Annotated in this window: 17 protein-coding genes; 12 read left to right on the plus strand and 5 right to left on the minus strand. The window is 61.1% G+C overall.

The window, feature by feature from the left end:
• Positions 1-10: 10 nt before the first annotated feature.
• From KUG38_RS09155 to KUG38_RS09170, 4 genes are all read right to left on the minus strand, one after another.
• Entirely contained in the window at positions 11-2,542 is a 2,532-nt protein-coding gene (locus KUG38_RS09155) for an ATP-binding protein (protein ID WP_353617760.1), read from the minus strand.
• Between the two features lie 16 nt (positions 2,543-2,558).
• Complete coding sequence (locus KUG38_RS09160; RefSeq protein ID WP_216920784.1) at positions 2,559-3,152, minus strand: heme NO-binding domain-containing protein; 594 nt, start codon at positions 3,150-3,152, stop codon at positions 2,559-2,561.
• 53 nt (positions 3,153-3,205) lie between these two features.
• Positions 3,206-4,267: a polysaccharide pyruvyl transferase family protein gene (locus KUG38_RS09165; protein ID WP_353617761.1), complete on the minus strand. Its 1,062-nt coding sequence runs from the start codon at positions 4,265-4,267 to the stop codon at positions 3,206-3,208.
• A 278-nt stretch (positions 4,268-4,545) separates the two neighbouring features.
• Positions 4,546-5,436: a glycosyltransferase family 8 protein gene (locus KUG38_RS09170; protein ID WP_216920786.1), complete on the minus strand. Its 891-nt coding sequence runs from the start codon at positions 5,434-5,436 to the stop codon at positions 4,546-4,548.
• A gap of 772 nt (positions 5,437-6,208) precedes the next feature.
• On the opposite strand from KUG38_RS09170, the gene KUG38_RS09175 reads away from it, so the two are divergent.
• From KUG38_RS09175 to KUG38_RS09225, 11 genes are all read left to right on the plus strand, one after another.
• Positions 6,209-7,252 carry a polysaccharide biosynthesis/export family protein gene (locus KUG38_RS09175; protein WP_216920789.1) on the plus strand — a complete coding sequence of 348 codons (1,044 nt, stop codon included), beginning with the start codon at positions 6,209-6,211 and terminating at the stop codon, positions 7,250-7,252.
• Between the two features lie 6 nt (positions 7,253-7,258).
• Entirely contained in the window at positions 7,259-8,770 is a 1,512-nt protein-coding gene (locus tag KUG38_RS09180) for a GumC family protein (RefSeq protein WP_216920791.1), read from the plus strand.
• 13 nt (positions 8,771-8,783) lie between these two features.
• Positions 8,784-10,115 (plus strand): O-antigen ligase domain-containing protein, encoded by a 1,332-nt coding sequence (locus KUG38_RS09185; RefSeq protein ID WP_216920793.1) that lies wholly within the window; start codon positions 8,784-8,786, stop codon positions 10,113-10,115.
• An 80-nt stretch (positions 10,116-10,195) separates the two neighbouring features.
• The gene (locus KUG38_RS09190) at positions 10,196-11,476 is read left to right on the plus strand and encodes a lipopolysaccharide biosynthesis protein (protein ID WP_216920795.1); all 1,281 of its coding nucleotides are present in this window, start codon (positions 10,196-10,198) and stop codon (positions 11,474-11,476) included.
• 135 nt (positions 11,477-11,611) lie between these two features.
• Positions 11,612-12,457 (plus strand): glycosyltransferase, encoded by an 846-nt coding sequence (locus tag KUG38_RS09195; RefSeq protein WP_216920796.1) that lies wholly within the window; start codon positions 11,612-11,614, stop codon positions 12,455-12,457.
• 17 nt (positions 12,458-12,474) lie between these two features.
• Positions 12,475-13,476 (plus strand): glycosyltransferase family 2 protein, encoded by a 1,002-nt coding sequence (locus KUG38_RS09200; RefSeq protein ID WP_286195841.1) that lies wholly within the window; start codon positions 12,475-12,477, stop codon positions 13,474-13,476.
• 40 nt (positions 13,477-13,516) lie between these two features.
• Positions 13,517-14,548 (plus strand): glycosyltransferase family 2 protein, encoded by a 1,032-nt coding sequence (locus KUG38_RS09205; protein WP_216920798.1) that lies wholly within the window; start codon positions 13,517-13,519, stop codon positions 14,546-14,548.
• A complete protein-coding gene (pssD, locus tag KUG38_RS09210; protein WP_216920800.1) occupies positions 14,545-15,000 on the plus strand; it encodes a PssD/Cps14F family polysaccharide biosynthesis glycosyltransferase in 456 nt (151 codons plus the stop codon). Before KUG38_RS09205 ends, pssD begins: the two co-directional genes overlap by 4 nt.
• Positions 14,997-15,476 carry a glycosyltransferase gene (locus KUG38_RS09215; RefSeq protein WP_216920802.1) on the plus strand — a complete coding sequence of 160 codons (480 nt, stop codon included), beginning with the start codon at positions 14,997-14,999 and terminating at the stop codon, positions 15,474-15,476. Before pssD ends, KUG38_RS09215 begins: the two co-directional genes overlap by 4 nt.
• Positions 15,473-16,474 (plus strand): sugar transferase, encoded by a 1,002-nt coding sequence (locus KUG38_RS09220; RefSeq protein ID WP_216920804.1) that lies wholly within the window; start codon positions 15,473-15,475, stop codon positions 16,472-16,474. The genes KUG38_RS09215 and KUG38_RS09220 overlap by 4 nt, the downstream gene beginning before the upstream one ends.
• Positions 16,471-16,971 (plus strand): ATP-binding protein, encoded by a 501-nt coding sequence (locus tag KUG38_RS09225; RefSeq protein WP_216920805.1) that lies wholly within the window; start codon positions 16,471-16,473, stop codon positions 16,969-16,971. The genes KUG38_RS09220 and KUG38_RS09225 overlap by 4 nt, the downstream gene beginning before the upstream one ends.
• On the opposite strand, the gene KUG38_RS09230 is transcribed toward KUG38_RS09225, so the two are convergent.
• Entirely contained in the window at positions 16,937-17,401 is a 465-nt protein-coding gene (locus KUG38_RS09230) for a hypothetical protein (RefSeq protein WP_216920806.1), read from the minus strand. The two genes, KUG38_RS09225 and KUG38_RS09230, sit on opposite strands and share 35 nt — an antisense overlap.
• 179 nt (positions 17,402-17,580) lie before the next feature.
• Here KUG38_RS09230 and KUG38_RS09235 point away from each other — a divergent pair, with 179 nt between their 5' ends.
• Positions 17,581-18,168 carry a L,D-transpeptidase gene (locus KUG38_RS09235; protein ID WP_353617763.1) on the plus strand — a complete coding sequence of 196 codons (588 nt, stop codon included), beginning with the start codon at positions 17,581-17,583 and terminating at the stop codon, positions 18,166-18,168.
• Positions 18,169-18,195: the final 27 nt, after the last annotated feature.

An 18,195-nucleotide genomic window follows, 5' to 3' on the forward strand; every position in this document is an offset into this window, starting at 1 on the left:
GGGGGAGGGCTCACGGGACCGTGGGGCGTCGCTGCCGCAGCGCCTCGGTGACCCGGCCAGCCTCGACGAGCAGCTGGTCGATTCTGAGCTGGGGCCAAACCTCCGGGTCGGAGCGCAGGGACTCCTCGACCGCTCCGCACAGGCCGGCCAGACCCAGTGCGCCAAGGCTGGCACTGGGGGAGCGCAGGGAGTGGGCGGCAGCGATCATGGCCGGCGGGTCGTGGTACTGGTGGGCCATCACGACGGCCGAGACCAGGCTTGTCGCGTCCTCGAGAAACAGATCAATGAGTTCCTGGAGCAGAGGCGCGGCCCCATCGCCGAGTGACAGCTCCAGCTCCTCCCAGGCGCCGGCGTCGATCGGGTCATCCCCGGCCGCCCCTGCTGGGGCCTGGGGTTGGTCACGGGGGGTGTAGTGCTCCAAGGCGTAGCTGAGCTGGGCTGGCACGATCGGCTTGGCCAGGAAGTCGTCCATGCCGGCCTCGAGGCAGGCCTGGCGATCCTCCGGACGGCCATGGGCGGTCATCGCGATGATCCAGGGTTGCACGAACGGAGCCGGCAGCTGCCGGATGGCCCTGGTGGTGGCATAGCCATCCAGCTCCGGCATCTGCACGTCCATGAAGACAACGTCGTAGGGGGTCGCCTGCAGGGCCGCGAGGGCCTCGGATCCGGAAGCCACGGCATCGGCCCGATAGCCCAGGCGCTGCAATAACAGCAGCGCCAGCTGTCGGTTCACGGGGACGTCGTCGACGACGAGCAACCGCAGCGGCAGCCGATCGGCGAGTCGCTGGGGGCCACCCTCCGGGACGGGATGGAGGGGTTGGGTTGGAGGGGCGGACAGCCGCTGCTCCGCTGGGCTCTGCAGTTGCTGCAGCAGGGCGCGGCGAAGCTGGGCGAGTCGCACGGGCTTGGTGAGCATCACGGGCGGGGTCTGGGAGAGCGACGTCAGCTCCGTGACCTTGCTCCGGTCGGCCAGGACGATCCAGGGACGCATCCGCAGCAGGGGATCCTGCAGGAAGGGCGGAGGCGAAGGGTCCCCTTCGCAGACCAGCAGACGCCCATCGATCACGACGGCAGCTGGGCCGGCATCAGCGATCTCGGTGGGGGCAACCCGCATGGGGATCTGACAGAGGTCGGGAGCGATCACCGACAGGCCCATCCAGCCCAGCTGCTTCTGGAGCAGGCCACGGAGGGCGGGGTTGGCGATCAGCAGCAGAACCGACGCTGCGTGCGGGGCTGGAATCGGCAGGAGCTCCGGGGAGATGCTCGCCGTGGAGGTCGGGTCGAGCCTCAACAGCACGGAGAAGGTGAAGACACTGCCGACCCCTTCCTCGCTGGCCAGGCCGATCGATCCCCCCATCAACTCGCACAGACGGCGGGTGATCGCCAGACCAAGACCCGTGCCGCCGTAGCGCCGGGCCGTGGAGGGATCGGCCTGCCGAAACGGTTCAAACAACAGGGGAATCAGGGCAGCCGACACGCCGATGCCGGTGTCACGGATCTGAAAGGTGAACAGGCAGGGGGTTGGCTCGCCGGCCCTGGCGCCCTGGGGCTCCGCCGTCACCGTGACGACAATCTCACCCTGGGAGGTGAATTTGACGGCATTGCTCAGGAGGTTCCAGAGGATCTGGCGGAGGCGGGTGAGGTCGCCGATGACGGCCGTGGGCAAGCTGGGTTCGATGTCCAGGATCAGTTCCACCTCCCTGTCCTGCAGGCGGGACACACTCAGATCCAGGGCCTCTTCGATGCAGATGCGTAGGTCGAAACGCTGCTCATCCAGCTGCATGGCGCCGGATTCAATCTTCGAGAAATCAAGGATGTCATTGATGATCGTGAGCAGGGAATCGGTGCTGCTGTTGATGATCTCAACGTATTCCCGATCCACGGCGTCAAGCCGCGAGTCCTGAAGCAGCCCTGCCATGCCGATGATGGCGTTCATCGGGGTCCTGATCTCATGGCTCATCGTGGCCAGGAACGTGTCCTTGGCGGCATTGGCCGCCTCAGCGGCTTGCCGGGCCGCTTCCAGCTCCGCATTGAGCGCTGAGAGACGCAGCGTTGACTGCCGCAGCTCCGCCCGCTGAGCCGTCAGAACCTCGTTGAGCTTCTGGCTTTCCGTGAGCGCCACATTCCTGGCCTGGAGCAGAAACAGGAAGTCAACCAGGGAATCATGGAGAGGGAAGTCATTGATCTTGAGCCCGAGGGACTTCAAGTCCTCCAGCTGCAGCAAGCAGGGGGTTCCGACGAACAGCAGCTGCTCCTTCTCATCAAGACAACAGATCTGGCCCTTCAGCTGCAACGCAATCCGCTCAGACTTGAGGATCACATGCCGATCTGTGCAGTCACTCAGGCTGGCGAAATCCATGGGCACATCCGGCCGCAGAAGCTGAAAGTGTTCGTCCAGGGGCTGCCCCAACAGATCCGGACCAGGCAGGATGCGACGCAGGACAGAGCCAGCCGAGTGGATGGTCAGCCCACGGTCAACGACGAGATGAAACGGAAACAGAGGGTCAAGAAGATGGTCAGGAATCGGCACGGACATGACCATCAGAAACGACGCATCGTCATTCGTGGGTCATGCCGCCATCGGGAAGCCCAGGGTCTGCTGGAGATGCGAGGCGAACGTGGAACAGATCCGTGCCATCACCCTGGTCACGGGAGGCGACCTGATCGACCGCCAGAGGGGTACGGAACCGCTTGCCGAGGCCATGCAGCAGGCCGGTCACCATCGGGGCCAGGCCTCTCCGTTTGGAGCGGTACTCCAATTGCATGGACGCATCGGCACGGTGCTCGCAACGGAAGGAGGGCGGCTGCAGCTCAGGAAAGGCCAGGGCGGCGCGGGCGTGGAGATTGTCGAGGTGATCCAGGAATTCCGGCAAGGTTTCACCCGTGCTCTCAAGAAGCTGCTCATAGCCTTCCGTGGCGGTATAGGTGATCCAGTACTCACCAAAAGCCTGCATGATCTGATCACCTGAGAGGCCAAGTTCCTCCGTGGCCGCCGCCACCAGACGATGGGTCACATCGTCGGGATAGGCCTGGTACGTGGAGAAGAAATCAAGGTCCTGGAGATCCGCCCGCTCCTTGATGCGCTGCCAGACATCCTCCCCATGGTGGGTGGTGACCATCTGCTGGATCGCCCGGTTGACAAGCCCGTACATCCTTGAACGGCTAAATGAGGTGAATCTAGCCCGCCGGGGCAGGCGGTATCCCTTCAGGTGCTTCCAGGTAACTGATCAAGGCACCACTGGAAATCGCGGCGAACCTGCTCGCGGACAGGCTCGTGGGCGAACAGGCGACCCCGGGTGGCAAGGATGGCCGGCAAGGCCGAAGGGGGATCAAGGCTGGCCAGGTCACAACCGGGCAGATCGAGCCGCCGGCAGAGGTCCCTGCCCTTGTTGGAGTAGTGGAGATGGTACGGAACCCGTCCAGCGGCCAGGGACAGAACTGCGGTGTGAAAGCGCACCGCAATCACGATGTCCACCAGGGCGAACAGGGCCATGGCGAGCTGCCAACTCGGCACGGCCGGATGGTCGACAAACGGATTGAGAATGGCTGTGCCGGGAGCACGGGCCTGGATAGCGGCGGCCACCTCAAGATCATTGTCAGAGCCGTAGGCGCCTGATTGGATCAGAATGAGGGGCCTGAGGCCAGCACCGGAGAGTTGAAGACTGAGCTCGGCCATCCTGGTGACGAAAGCGTCATTGTCGTGGCCATACATGCTGTCAAAGCCACGCACGGAAAGCACGGCGGCCTGGGCAGGATCAATCGCCAGGCGTTCGAGGGATTGCCGCGCCGTCGTCTCCGCAAGGGGTGAACTCTCCAGGACGAAGGCGATGTCGTAAGACAACCTGGCGGGAACCCCTGCCGCACAAAGCCGCTGGTGACTTTCCGCATCACGCACACAGACGGCCGCCAATCGTTTGAAATAGCGCTGTAGCAGGTAGAAGCTCATGCCGTGGCAGGAGCGAGGAATCGACTGGCCGAACAGAAACGTGTGACGGGGGCTATGCCTCAGTTCCGCCAGGTTCATGAGGAACGCCTTGGTGACGAACCATTCACGAGAATTGTTGAAGATATCGCCCCCCACGCTGATGTAGGCCTCACAATTCCTGGGCCTTTCAGGCAAGAACGTGACGCCCAGTGTGGAATCAGGCCGCTCATCCTGAACGCAACCCACCAGGTCCGCACCGGGGAGGAGCTTTCGAAACGCGCTGTAGATGGCTGCATCCCCCAGATTCAGGGTGCTGTAGGCGTTGATCAGGCCAATGCGCACGGGAGGTTACAGAAGAAAGAGACAATTCTGGTAACGCTGCGTGAACGGCTGGCGCGTTGTGGCTGCTTCCAGAGCGCTTCCAGAATGCTTCCAGAGTGAAGCGATAGCATGAAAGCCTCTGCCATCGTATCAGCACAGCACAGAGACGGGTCGGTACCGACTGACCTGCAAGGGATGGCTGGACAGCCAAAAGGATAGGGAAGGCTACAGATCCGAGCGAATGGGAGAATCCTGGGCGCCAGGATCACGGTGGCGTGGAGCCTGGCCACACGGCAGACTCATTGAGAACGCAAGAGTCGCCGCAGCTTGCCCTTCACCATCTCCAAGGTTGGAATGGAACGGACAAACTTACGGTAGGCGGCTCCAATACCCATGAGCTTCACCGGACGTTGGCCAGAAAATGCGGTCCGATCCAGGAGAGCAAACCATCGGTCTTGGAAGTTCGCGGTGTAATCAGCATGCCAGGGCTTGACCTTACCTAAGAAATGGATGATTCCATCCGAAAAGCCGATATCCGCCTTGCCTTTCGAGGTGTTCCACTTCGGATCAAGAACCAACCAGTCATCAGCCAGAACGATATTGAGGGCGTCTTGATCCATCTGATCGAGCAAGTCGTAGTTGTCTTGCGCAATCGTCAAAGCCTTCGATTGAATGTGACGTTCACGCCAGGCGTCCAGATCCATGACGATAACCCCCGAGTTAAAGTATTGCTGAGGGTTTTCCAGCTTCAGCTTTTCGCGAAGACGCTGTTGCTGCTGCGGGGTGTCGATACCACCGTCAATCACGCAAGCACTCGATTTCCCTTGCAGATCGAGCAGCTGCAAGCCATTCAGATCCGAGCACACGATAAGATCCGTATCCAGGTAAATACAGCGGGAAACATCAGCTAAATATTCGGGAATGAAGAAGCGTGCATATGGGGATTTGCTCTTGACGAGCAGCGTGCTACGAAGCCTATCGACCTGCCCAAGGTCGAAGTCAATAAACTTGATGGCACCAAGATTGGTGGTTTGCCAGGATTCAAAGAGCTTCTGCTTGTCTTCAGGGGATAGATCAACGCTGATGACATAGGGATTGAGGGTTGTACTGCAGGCTTCCAACGCGGACCGGACAGTAACTGCAGCACCCCAAAGATAGTTCGCGGTGGCAACAATCACAATATTGACCATTGTACCTCAAGCAACCATGCGATTGAAGTTTAGCCCAGCACCATGAATCAGCGCCGTTGCCATGGCCAATTGGCCGTATGGCCTGACATGACTCCAGCGATGGCTCAAATGTCTCTAGGGGTGTTGCCCGTTCCCGGCCCCGTTCTGATTCGGCGATGGCGTTCCGTAGAGATGGTCCTGGCGGCATGGCCGCGACGGGGCCTGATCGGACATCAGGAAGCTGTGGAGATCGCTTGCACGCCGGAGCCGTCTGGGGCGAAGCCGACCAAAACGCGGGCAACCTGGAACCATCACGCGGATGGGGCCGCGTGCAGCCACCGGGAACCTGCTGTTGCAGACGGTGGCGGCCAGTTCCCCAATCCAGTTGACGGGACACCAGCGCCGCAAACCAGGGGCTGCCGGAGCGGTTGGTCAGGGGGAAGGGCGGGTCTCCCTGGTACAACACTCTCAGGTGGTAGGTTTCTGATGGCTGCTGCTGCAGCCTGATGGGCCGGGATGGCGAACTGATGCCTGCGATCCTCGGATCAAGCTGAGCCTCAAAGGATGAAGCATCGTCCCAAGTCCTGCAGATCGAGACCGTTGACCAACAGCTCCGCCAGGGAGCTGGGCGGATGCACATTCAGAGGCCCTGCCTGCTTGGGATGGGAATCATCCAGCGATGGAATGGAAGCCTATCAATCCTGCGAAGCAAACAACGCGCTGGCTCGCCGACTAGGGATACGCTAGGGTTGATTGCAAAGCCAATCGGAGAAACTGTTCCGAATCGACACCAATGTCGAAACTTGTATACAGGCTTCTTGGGCTGGCCTGCTGTATTGGCACAGCGGGTGCAGCTCAGGCTTTGCCGATCTCACCCGGTGATCGAGTCAAGGTGACCATTCCGGAGGGTGAAGAATTCAGTGGAATCTTTGAAATCAATCTGAACGGAGAACTTGAGCTTCCCTATCTCAAGGGAATCTCAGCCGTCGGCCTGGAACCTGAGCAGCTGCAGAAGCGTGTCTCTCAAGCCCTTGTGCAACAGGGCTTCTTTCAACCATCCTTTCTCAGGGTCAGCCTGAGCGTCGTCCAGTGGGCACCGGTTCCCGTCTTCGTGATTGGATCCGCTTTTCAGCCTGGTCGCGTGCTGATCAACGAGTTGAGTGATGTGGAACAGACGCAGACACCTGTTCAACTCTCTGGGCAGGCCCCGCTCAATCGTATGCTCACCACGGCTCTGCGTCGTGCGGGAGGCGTGACTCCCACCGCCGATGTCACCGCCGTGGAGTTGAAACGGGGATCACGGAAGCAAGTGATTGACCTCACCGGTGCCTTCACGGGGGTGCCCTTTAAGGACATCCCGCTGATTGCCGGTGATCAAGTGATTGTTCCCGACACGGGTAGCGTGAACCCACTGATCGTGCGCCCGTCGCACATCACACCCGCTGAGGTTGAAATCAACATCTCCAATCTTACTGTTCCTGCGGCGGGAAACTCTGTTGCCGGTATTGGCTCTCAGGCCAGGAACTTTCCCTATGGATCACGCCTGTCCCATGCCGTCATCTCGGCGAACTGTGCTGGTGGAACCATGGTCACCAATGCGCGACGCAAAGCCATCCTGGTGCGAACAGAAAGAGCCTCGGGCAAAACGACGGTCTACGAACGGGGCGTAGAAGATCTTCTTCGCGCCTCGACGGACAACGCCAACAACCCCTATCTCATGGCAGACGATGGCGTGGCCTGTTATGACTCCAAGATGACAAACTTCCAGGCCGTTCTTAATATCTTTACTCAGTTCCTGAATCCCGCCGTTTTGATTTATGATCGCAGCATTCCCTAGAGTGAAGTGAAAGACGCTCCGCCGATCATCAGACGAATCAGGCCTAAAGTGCAGGCCGTGCAAGAACCCTTGGGCAAGGCGACGCGGCTGTTTGCCGAGCAGTTTCGAAACATCCCTGGGTTGAAGCCTCCCGATCCAAAGGGTTGGTGGAAAAAGCTGAGTCGAACGGACAAGCTTCGCTGGAGTCGTTATCTTTTCGTTTCTACGTGTACGAATGGTCTGATCTGGGGATCCAGCATTCTTTATCTTCTGCTGGCGAAGCCTGTCTATACCAGCTCCTGGGCTTTGATTTTACCTGGAAGTGCTAACGCTGTGAATTTAAGCCTGCCTGAGATTGGTCAAGCTACGGCATCTAACGAGTCCCTTGGCTTGGCAACATTTGATCCTCGAGCCAACTATGAATTCATCTTCGTTAGCGATCAGGTTTTAGCAAGGGCTGCCAAGATTGCCAATATTCCCAAGGCGGACTTCGCCAAGCCACGCATTAAGAATATTGATAACACAACGCTGATGCAGATTGATACCACCGGTCCATCGCCTGAAGATGCTCGCAAGCGTGCCAATGCATTACATGACGCCATGGTAGAGCGTCTCAATGAGCTGCGTGTCAGCGAGATCGAGCAACGGCAAGGTCCAGCACAGAAGATTCTTCTGGAAACGCAGCAGAAGCTTGAGAATGCCCAAAAGCAAGTGTCTGCATACAAGCGCCAGTCTGGCCTCACATCGACAGAACAGGTGGAGATCCTGTCGGCCAATATCGAACAGTTGCGCAAGCAAAGGGCCGAACTCGCTGCTCAGCAATCGCAGGCTGAAAGTCGACTGGAGAAATTGAGTCGTAGCCTGGGGCTATCTCCATCCGATGCCACAGATGCGTTCAAGTTGCAGGTGGATCAGATCTTCCAGCAGAATTTAAAAGACTACAGCGAAGCCACGTCAATCCTGAAGGTTCAACAGTCTAAGTTCGGCCGAAATAATCCTCGGATTCTCAAAGAGATTAAGCGGCAAGAGGCGGCCATGCAGGCCTTGAATCAGCGTGCCACTCTCTTGCTTGGTCGGCCTGCATCCGCCCAGACGCTCTCACGACTTGCCTTGACGGGTGCAAGTTCGGGGCGCGAGTCTCTCTTTCAGAATCTGGTGAATTACCAATCAGATGCCAGTGGTGCTGCATCACAAGTTCGTAAGCTTGATCAACAGATCAGCTCCTTGGAGAACCGGCTTCGGCTGATGTCCCAGAGGCAGTCGTCTTTGGAGAACCTGAAGCGAAACGAGCAGATCGCAGAAGCCGTGTTTGCATCGACATTGGCCAAACTGGATCTTGGTCAGGCGAACATCTTTGCAGCCTTCCCGCTGATCCAGATTGCTGTGGAGCCATCGCTGCCGGAGAAGGCGACGTCACCAAAACGTTCATTGGTTCTTGCTGGCTCAGCTTTCGGCTCGATCCTGACGACGACAGGTCTCTGGATCTTATGGATCCGCAAGCCCTGGATCAAGCGGCTCGGCCGTTGGGTTTCAACCTAACCAGGAGACTTCTTTGGGACTCAAGACGCTTCTTTCCAAGGCCTTTCATTCTGAGGATGGTCTTCAGCCAAGAAACGTGCCAGAGCGTCTGGTGTGGTGGTCGATTATCTGCACGTACCCCATCTGGCTCGTCGGTGGACTCTATGTGGTGGGATCTGTTCTGTGCTGGCTACTCCTGGGTTGCCTGCTGATCAAGATCCTGGCCCGCATGGATCACCCAGAGGAGAACGAGGAAATTTCAATCTCTCCTGTGATCTGGCTTTGGATTATCGGCATGATCGTCATGGAAGTTGCCTTGATTGCAGGCCATGTGAATTTCAACCTCGGAACGGGGGCGATCATCAAGTCCACCATCGGCTGGGCCAAGGGCTGGGCCGCTTTGGCCCTTTACCCGCTAGCCGGAGCCTTGCCGATTCGCAGCAGCATCATTACCCGTGCCATATGCATCGTCGGGCTGCATACGCTGCTCATCATGCCGTTTCTGATGCTGACTCCCAATCTTGGGCTTCCAGAGGTTCTCTATGTTTCGCCACTGAGGGCCGTCGGTGGTCCGGGAAATGAGTTCTTTGATGTTCCTCTCTACGAAATCGATGGCAGCACAGGTGATCTTCGCTGGCGTCTCTTTGCACCGTGGGGGCCAGCGCTTGGTTTTGTTGGCAACATCAACTTCATGATTTGCCTCCTGGAAAAGGACCAAAAATGGAAACTGCTGGGGATTGCCGGTTCGATCGTCATGTGCTTTGTCTGCAAGTCACGTCTGGCCCAGCTCTGCATCATCCTGATCCCGTCCGTGACGTTCGTGGTTTCCAGACTCCGCAAACCGGTCATGCTGATATCACTTGGGGTTGTCTCCTATCTGGGCGGGATCTTCGCCACATCGATTCTTACGGCCATCAATGATTACTGGGAAGGCTTCAAGGGAGCTCGGGCTGGCTCGACCCGTGTTCGCTTTGCGTTGAAGCGAATCGCCTTCCATCGCTGGGAGACTGAGGCTCCGATCTGGGGGCATGGTGTTGTGGAAGGCGGCCCCCATCTGGTGGAGTACATGGCCATCGGCTCCCATCACACCTGGGCCGGAGTTCTTTTTGTCAAGGGCATCGTGGGATTCTTCGCTATTGCGGTGCCGATGCTGGCAACGGGGGTGGATCTGCTGCGCCGCGCGGCAAGCCCCCACTATCAACTTGGCTCAGCAGGGCTGGGAATCATCATCCTCCTATTCATGTATACGTTTGGCGAGAATCTTGAAATTCTTGTTTATCTCTTCTGGCCGGGGATGGTGATCATGGGAATGGCTCTGCAGGAAAAGAAAAGCATTCCCCAGCCAGAGCTTCAGGCCGTGTCGTGATGCCAACCAGAAGGAACTGCAGTGAGAGGCCTTGATGCCATGATGAGCCATCAGAAGCTCCAGCGTGGGGTTGACCGTTAATGCGCCTGCTCAGCAACCTGAAACGGTTCATCCCGAAGGATCGATTCATCCGCAACATCGGCTGGATGGGTGTGGGGGAGGTGGGAATCCGAGTCTCGCGACTCGTGGCCACGGTTCTGCTGGCCAGGCTGCTGAGCCCCAGGGACTATGGCCTGGCGGCCATCGTGCTGACCTCCGGCGAACTGGTCAAGGTCTTCACACGCAACGGCATCGGCGACAAGATCGTGCAGGCCGATGCGGATGAGGTCAGCGAGATCTGTCAGACGGCATGGAGTCTGAACTGGCTGATCGGATTCAGCCTGTTTCTTATCCAGGTCATTGGTTCGACTGTCATGGCCAGGGTCTACAACGACAATGCGCTGATCGTGCCAATCATCGTGGTGAGTTTCAGCTATCTGATCTATCCACTCTCCATGGTCCAGTCGGCGCTGGTGCGTCGCAAGAATCGGCTGAAGTTCTACAGCATGACCAACCTGGCTGCCGTCGCCAGCGAAAACCTGATGACGGGAATCTTTGCGCTGCTGGGAATGGGCATGTGGGCGATTGTGCTTCCCAAGTTGCTGGTGGCTCCCGTCTGGGTCGCGATGATGCTGCGCTTCGAGCCCTGGCGGCCGGCCATGTCGTTCACGATCAAACGCTGGAAGTCCGTGCTGCAGTTCGGCAGTCGCATTCTCGGGGTGGAGATGCTCAACACCTTCCGGGAGAACGTGGACTATCTCCTGATCGGCCGCTTCATCGGTGTCAAGGCGCTTGGGGTCTACTACTTCGCCTTCAATGCCGGACTCGGTCTGAGCCTGAGCGTGATCAATGCCTTGTCGGTCTCGCTCTACTCCGACTTCTGTGACGTCCGCAGCCAACCCGCCGTACTCAAGGAGCGTTTCCGCAAGAACCTGATCACCATCACCAAGGTGATCGTGCCCGTGGTGGCCCTGCAGTGCAGCCTTGCCCCGCTGTATGTGCCGATCGTCTTTGGCCGGCAATGGGTGTCGGAGGGGGCGGTGCCGATTCTCATGCTGATCTGCCTGTCGGCCCTGTCCAGGCCTTTCGCCAACGCCTCCGCCATGTTGTTCCGCGCGGTGGGCTTGCCCCAGGTGGATCTGCTCTGGAACCTGGCCTTCACGGTGGCACTCACCGTGGCCATTCTGATCGGCACGACATGGGGATCCCTCGGCGTGGCTGTCGCCGTGGCAGCAACCCATCTCACGCTGCAACCGATCTACCTGATGCTGGGGCAACGGCTGCTGCGAAGGATCCAGATCGCTCAGCCCGCAGGCCTGTGACTGGGGCCCCGCCCGAGGCGAGGTTATGGTGACGGAAGCCTTCAAGCCCCTGCTCCCGCCACCGGTCCGGAGCACCTCCGTGGTGCCCAGGGCGCCAGCCAAGCCAACCTTGACGTCCGTCCGCCCGATCCGCTCGTGAAGATCTACGCCATTTGCCTGATCAAGAATGAGGGCGATGTCATTGCAGATTGTCTGCATCATGCGCTGACGTTCTGCGATCGGATCTTTGTTCTTGATAACGGCAGCACGGATGGAACCTGGGAAACCGTCAATGCCCTTGCAAAACAGTATCCGGCGATCGTGATTGAGGAACAGCTCCTTATTCCATTCCGTGACGGGATGCGCTCCATCGTCTACAACAAATACAACCATGAACTGACGGATCAGGATTGGTGGTTGCGGCTGGATGGGGATGAGTTCCTTGAAGGGAACCCCAGAGACGTGCTCGCCAAGGCGAATCGCGAAAAGGCCGACTTCGTGACGGCCTGGAATCTTCAGTTCTATTTCACGGATACGGATTACAAGAACTGGGCGACCGAGCAGCTGGAAACCAACCGACCCATCACCGAACGGCGTCGGTACTACTCAGCCAACTGGCGGGAGTACCGCTTTTTCCGCAACCAGCCCGATCAACCGTGGAACGAAGCGGTGGCACCCCAGTGGCCCAACGGACTCAAGAAGGCCTGCTCCCAGCGCCTCTACAACCGCCACTACCCCTACCGCACGCCTGACCAGATCAAGGAGAAGCTCCAGGCCCGTTTCGGCCACGAACAGTTTCGCCATATCAACTCCATCGACTGGACATCCAAGCTGCTGCCTGCGCGCCAGCTGAACCACTTCCAGGAGGGTCAGCCACCAACCATCAACCAGTTCGATTACTACGCCAAACGCCTGCGGATGATCCGGATCACCTTGATGGGGCGTTTCATGGCCATCCTGCGTCGGCTTCTGGGCGGCCACCGCTCCAGCCATACCTCGTAGCCGCCACGATGGTGGACATGGATCTTCACGAGACCGCTGCGGTCGTACCAGATCCGGCAACGCTGGAAGGACCGGCCATTGCCGTGGTGGTTCCGATCTACAACGCGGCGCCGCACATCGAGCAAACCCTGCGCTCCGTGCTGAACCAGAGCCTGAGCAACTGGGAACTGATCGCGGTGGACGACGGCTCCACCGACGACAGCGCCGCCATCGTGTCCAGCCTGTTCGGGGAGGATCCCCGGGTGCACCTCGTGATCCAGCCCAACGCCGGGGTCTCGATGGCGCGCAATCGCGGGGTGGCGTGCAGCCGTGCGCCCCTGATCGCCTTCCTCGATGCCGATGACCTCTGGCATCCCGACAAGCTGCACCTGCATGTGGCATACCACGCCAACCATGCTGATGTCGGGGTGAGTTTCGCCCGCGTCGCGTTCCTGTCCCCTGGGGGGACACCCACGGGCCTGCTGGCGGCCCTGCCACGTGAATCGCATCGTCCGGTGGACTTTCTCTGTGAGAACCCCACCAACACCACGTCGAACTGGGTGCTGCGGCGGCAGGTGTTCGACGCGGTGGGCGGATTCGTCGCCGACATGAGTTATTCGGAGGATCTGGAATGGCTGCTGCGGGTGGCCTGCGATGGCCGCTGGCAGATCGCCGGCTTGCCCCAGGTGCTCACCTACTACCGCACCTCGACCGGGGGACTCTCCTCGAGCCTGCAGCGCATGGAGCGGGGCTGGCTGCGGCTGATCACCGAAGCCCGTGGCTATGCGCCGGAGCTGGTGGCGCGCCACTTCGCCACGGCCCAGGCCATCCACCTGCGCTACCTGGCCCGGCGCTCCCTGCGCCTGGGGGGAGCCCCCGCCATCGGCACCGATTTCATGCTGCGCTCCCTGCGCTCCGACTGGCGGATCCTGCTGCAGGAGCCGCGCCGTACCGTGCTCACGGCCCTGGCCGTCTTCGCCCGACAGCTGCTGGCCCCCTTCCGCCGCCTGGGTGGCCGCCACGACGGGGCAAGGCCATGATGGCTCTCGCCAACGCCCCGCTGCCTGTGAGGCCACTCCCATGAGCCCATCCCCCCTGGTCTCGGTGGTGATGCCGCTCTACAACTCCGCCGCCACGGTGAGGGAAAGCCTGGAATCCGTTCTCAGCCAGACCTACCCCAACCTGGAGATCCTGGTGGTGAACGACGGCTCCACCGATGACGGGGTGGCGATCTGCCAGGGGTACCAGGACCGGCGCGTTCGGGTGGTGCATCAGCAGAACCGGGGCCTGGCCGGGGCGCGCAACACCGGCATCCGGCAGGCCAAGGGGGAGTTCCTGGGATTTCTGGACAGCGATGATCTGTGGCTGCCCACCAAGGTTGAGCGCCATGTGGCCCATCTGCAGGCGCGGCCGGAAGTGGGTGTCAGCTTTTCCCGCTCCGGATTCATCGATGAGGACTCCAGACCGATCGGGATCTACCAGATGCCGAGGTTGCAGGACATCACGCCGGAGATCGTCTTCTGCCGCAATCCGATCGGCAATGGCTCCGCGGTCGTCATCCGCCGCGAGGTCTTCGCTGCCATTCGCTTCACCGCCAATCTCTATGGCACCGAGGAAGACTTCTTCTTCGACGACACCTTCCGGCAATCCGAAGACATCGAGTGCTGGCTGCGGATCGCCCTCCAGACCCACTGGCGCATCGAGGGGATCCCCGAGGCCCTGACCCTTTACCGCATCAGCGACGGCGGACTCTCGGCCAACCTGATGAAGCAGTACGCCACCTGGGAGCGGGTTCTGCTCAAGACCGAAACCACCAACCCCGATTTCATCGCCCAGTGGGGCTCCAGGGCCCGGGCCTATCAGCTGCGTTACCTGGCGCGCCGGGCCACCCGTCAGCGGGACGGCGCCCTGGCCGTGCGCCTGCTGCACCAATCCCTGGCCACCGACTGGAGGGTGCTGGTGGAGGAACCACGGCGCACGCTGATCACCCTGGTGGCGGCCTATCTGCTGCTGGTGTTGCCGGAGGGTCCCTATCGCTGGCTGGAGGGGCGGATGCTGCGCTCCACCGGCGCCAGCCAGAAGCGGCGCATGCAGGGGGAACTGGGACGATGAAGATCCTGCTGGTCTGTTCATCGGGGGGGCATTTCAAGGCCCTGCAGCAACTGGCCGATTTCTGGGGGCGCCATCCCCATCTCTGGATCACCTTCCGCACGCCGACCACCGAAACGGCGCTGGCCGGGGAGCCGGTGCAATGGGCCCACAGCCCCACCAACCGCAACCTGCCCAATCTGTTGCGCAACCTGGGGCTGGCACTGCAGGTGATCCGCAGCCAACGGCCGGACGTGATCGTTTCGACCGGTGCCGGTGTGGCCGTCCCCTTTCTTCTGCTCGGTAAGCTGTTCGGATGCAAGACCGTGTTCATCGAGTCCGTGACCCGCATCGAGACCCTGAGCCTCTCGGCGCGGCTCGTTCGACCGTTTCTTGACATCCTCTACGTGCACTGGCCCCAGCTGCAGCGTCGCTATCCCCGCGCCGAACTTGTCCAGGACAAGGTGGCACCATGATCCTGGTGAGTGTGGGGACGGAACAGTTCCCGTTCAACCGGCTGATGCAGTGGATGGAGCTGCTGATCCAGCAGGAGCTCCTCGATGAGGAGATCGTTGTTCAGTACGGCACCTGTACGTTTCTCCCCAGCGGTACCACCGTGTACCGGTTGCTGAAGGAGGACTCCTTTCGGGCCCTGGTGGAACGGGCGCGGGTCGTGATTGCCCATTGCGGGGAAGGAACGGTCCTGTTGCTCGATGAACTGGAGCAGCCCTTCATTCTGGTGCCCCGCAGCGTCCGCTATCAGGAGCATGTCGACGATCACCAGGTGGAACTCGCCCTGGCCCTGAAGCAGATGGGTGTGCCGATCGCCTGGAGTCCAGGGGATCTCGTGCGCTTTCTCGGTGCCCCGTTCAAGACCTCGATCAGCGACGTGACCGACAGCTCCGCCCAGTCCCTCTGCCGGAGTCTCCACTCCCACTTTCCCGAGCCATGAGCGGCGTCCCGTCGTCCCAGGAGGCCTTCGTCACGACCGTGCGCAACGGCGTCCTGATCCTGCAGCTGCCGCCCCGGCTCACCGTCGCCGAAGCCGTGGCGTTCCGCTCCGGTTTCGCTGGCTGGCTGGCGGAGGTGGAGGACCTGCGGCAGGTGATCCTGGATTTCGGTCGCACGGCCATCATCGACAGCAGCGGCATCGGTGCCCTGGTGGGCGCCATCAAGACGGCCCAGGAGCGTGCGGTTCCCCTGGCGGCCTGGAGCCTGCACCGGCAGGTGTTCCTGGCCCTGCAGATGACGGGACTGGAGAAGGTCCTGCCGATCACGGACCATTCCGAAGGGCTGCTGCCCCAGCTCTCCCGGGCCGAGGACCAGCGGCCACCGCTGACCCACCCCTCGGTGCGCTCCGCCGTCAAGCGAGGCATGGATGTCTGCGGCGCCCTGGTGGGGCTGGGGGTCACGGCGGTGCTGTTCCTGCCCATCGCCCTGGCGATCCGTCTGGACAGCCCGGGGCCGATCCTGTTCCGTCAGGTGCGCTGCGGCTGGATGGGCCGCCATTTCCGCATCTGGAAGTTCCGCTCGATGGTCACCGATGCCGAACGCCTGAAGGACAGTGTGGTGAACCAGGCCCAGGGGGCCTTCTTCAAGAATGACAATGACCCCAGGATCACCCGCGTGGGCCGGATCCTGCGCAAGACCAGCCTGGATGAACTGCCCCAGTTCTGGAACGTGCTGGTCGGCGACATGAGCCTGATCGGCACCCGGCCCGCCACCCCGGACGAAGTGCGGCGCTATGCCATCCCCAGTTGGCAGCGCTTTGATGTGCGGCCTGGCCTGAGTGGGGAATGGCAGGTGAGTGGCCGTTCATCGATCCGGGATTTCGAAGATGTGATCCGGCTGGATCTTCGCTATCAGCAGAACTGGAGTCTGGGATATGACCTCAAGCTGATCGTCCGCACCTTTCTGGTTCTGTTCAGCAAGAACTCCGGGGCGGCATGAACCTGCCCCAGGCCTCAGAATCCGATCGGCCCCTCAGCCAGCTCGCCGTCCACAGTGATCTCGATGAAATCGAGACGGTGCTTCGCTGGTTTGAGCAACTGAGTGACCCTGCCGTGCCTTCGGAGCTCTGGATGCAGGCCCAGCTGGCCCTTGTCGAGGGGTTCACCAATGCGGTTCGCCATGCCCACGCCGATCTCGACCCGCCGCCGCCGGTCCAGCTGTCGGTGCAGGTGAGCAGCCAGCGGTTCTGCGTGCAGATCCTCGACCAGGGTGCCCCCTTCGACTTCGATGCCGCCCTGGCCACCGTGGAGAAGGCGATGGAAGCCACAGGTGAGGATCCCCTGGCCAGGGAGGCCCACTGGGGCCTGGTGATGTTCCTGAAACTCCGCAGCGCCTACGGATGGACGATCAGCCACCGGCGGATCGGCGCAGCGACCAACTGCCTGTCCCTCTGCCACCCCCTCAGCGCTGATGGGGGGACAGGAAGGTCATCGTGAAGTACTCGGGATGGCAACGGGCTGGCTGGAAGATCGACCAGCGGGTCCACAGATGCAGGTAGTGGTTCGTCCCGTTCGGCCCCCGTCCCCAGCCATGGGCAACGGTCTGGCCCCACACGATGCTGTTGGTTTCGAGAGGCTTTCTCCGTTCCGGCGGCAGTGAGCGCAGATCACCGCTGTAGAGAATTCTCCGGCCCCGGTAGAAGAAGGCGGGTTGGGTGTCCGAGTCCTTGTGGTGCTCATCGACCAGGAACCACACCTTCTTGCTCTTCTGGAGCAGCCAGAAGCTGCGCGAACAGCGGGGCGGGACGGTGTCGTTCTTGTAGCTGTAGAGAAGGCCGGGGTGATGGTCCGGAGCCCCAAGGGCTGGGGTGACGATCTCCAGACCCATGAACAGAAGGGCAGACGTGCTGACGGCGAATCGGTGCAACCGTGGCGATGCAATCGATCGCCGCAATCGAGGCTGCAATCGGGCTCACCGTTGGACTTGGTAGGAGGAGTTTAGACCGGGCTCAGGCCCGGCCAGGCCTGTTCCGGGACGGCCCCGGACCGTGGCTGCGTTCGGCTCGCCAACCTCAGACCAGAAGTCTGATCCCGGCTGACCGCATCGTGAACCGCCAAGCCACCCTGCCCCTGGCTCTGGCCCTGTTCAGCTGTCTCTCCGGATGGTCGGTGGCGACCGCTCTGGCCGCCGCCCCAGGTACCGACCCGTCAGCGACCCACCCTGAGCCGGCGGCGACGACGGTGGAGCCCGCCTTTCCCCCGTTGCAGCTGGTCCTGGACCGCCGCAGGCGGCTCCTCAAGGTGATGGAAGGGGACCGGGAGCGGCGCCGCTTCCGGGTGGGGGTGGGGATGCCCGGCTGGGAGACGCCGGTGGGATCCTTCAGCGTGATCGAGAAGACCGCCTACCCGATCTGGGAGCATCCCGCCAAGGGCGTGCGCATCCCCCCCGGCCCCACCAATCCCCTCGGTTCCCGCTGGATCGGCTTCCATCGCGACTGCAAGGGCCGGCGCGGCTTCAACGGCCAGGAGCATCTGGAGGTGAAGGGGTGCGTGACCTCCGGGTTCCACGGCACGCCGAACCGCGACAGTGTCGGCGGTGCCGTCTCCCATGGCTGTGTGCGGCTGTTCGATGAGGACGTCAAGGAGCTGTTCGACATGGTGCAGGTCGGCACACCGGTGACGGTGCTGCCCTGAGCCCGCTGCCTGCGGCAGCCGGTGCGT

Origin of the sequence: Synechococcus sp. CCAP 1479/9 (genome assembly GCF_019038535.1) — a bacterium.
Classification (GTDB): Bacteria; Cyanobacteriota; Cyanobacteriia; order PCC-6307; family Cyanobiaceae; genus Cyanobium.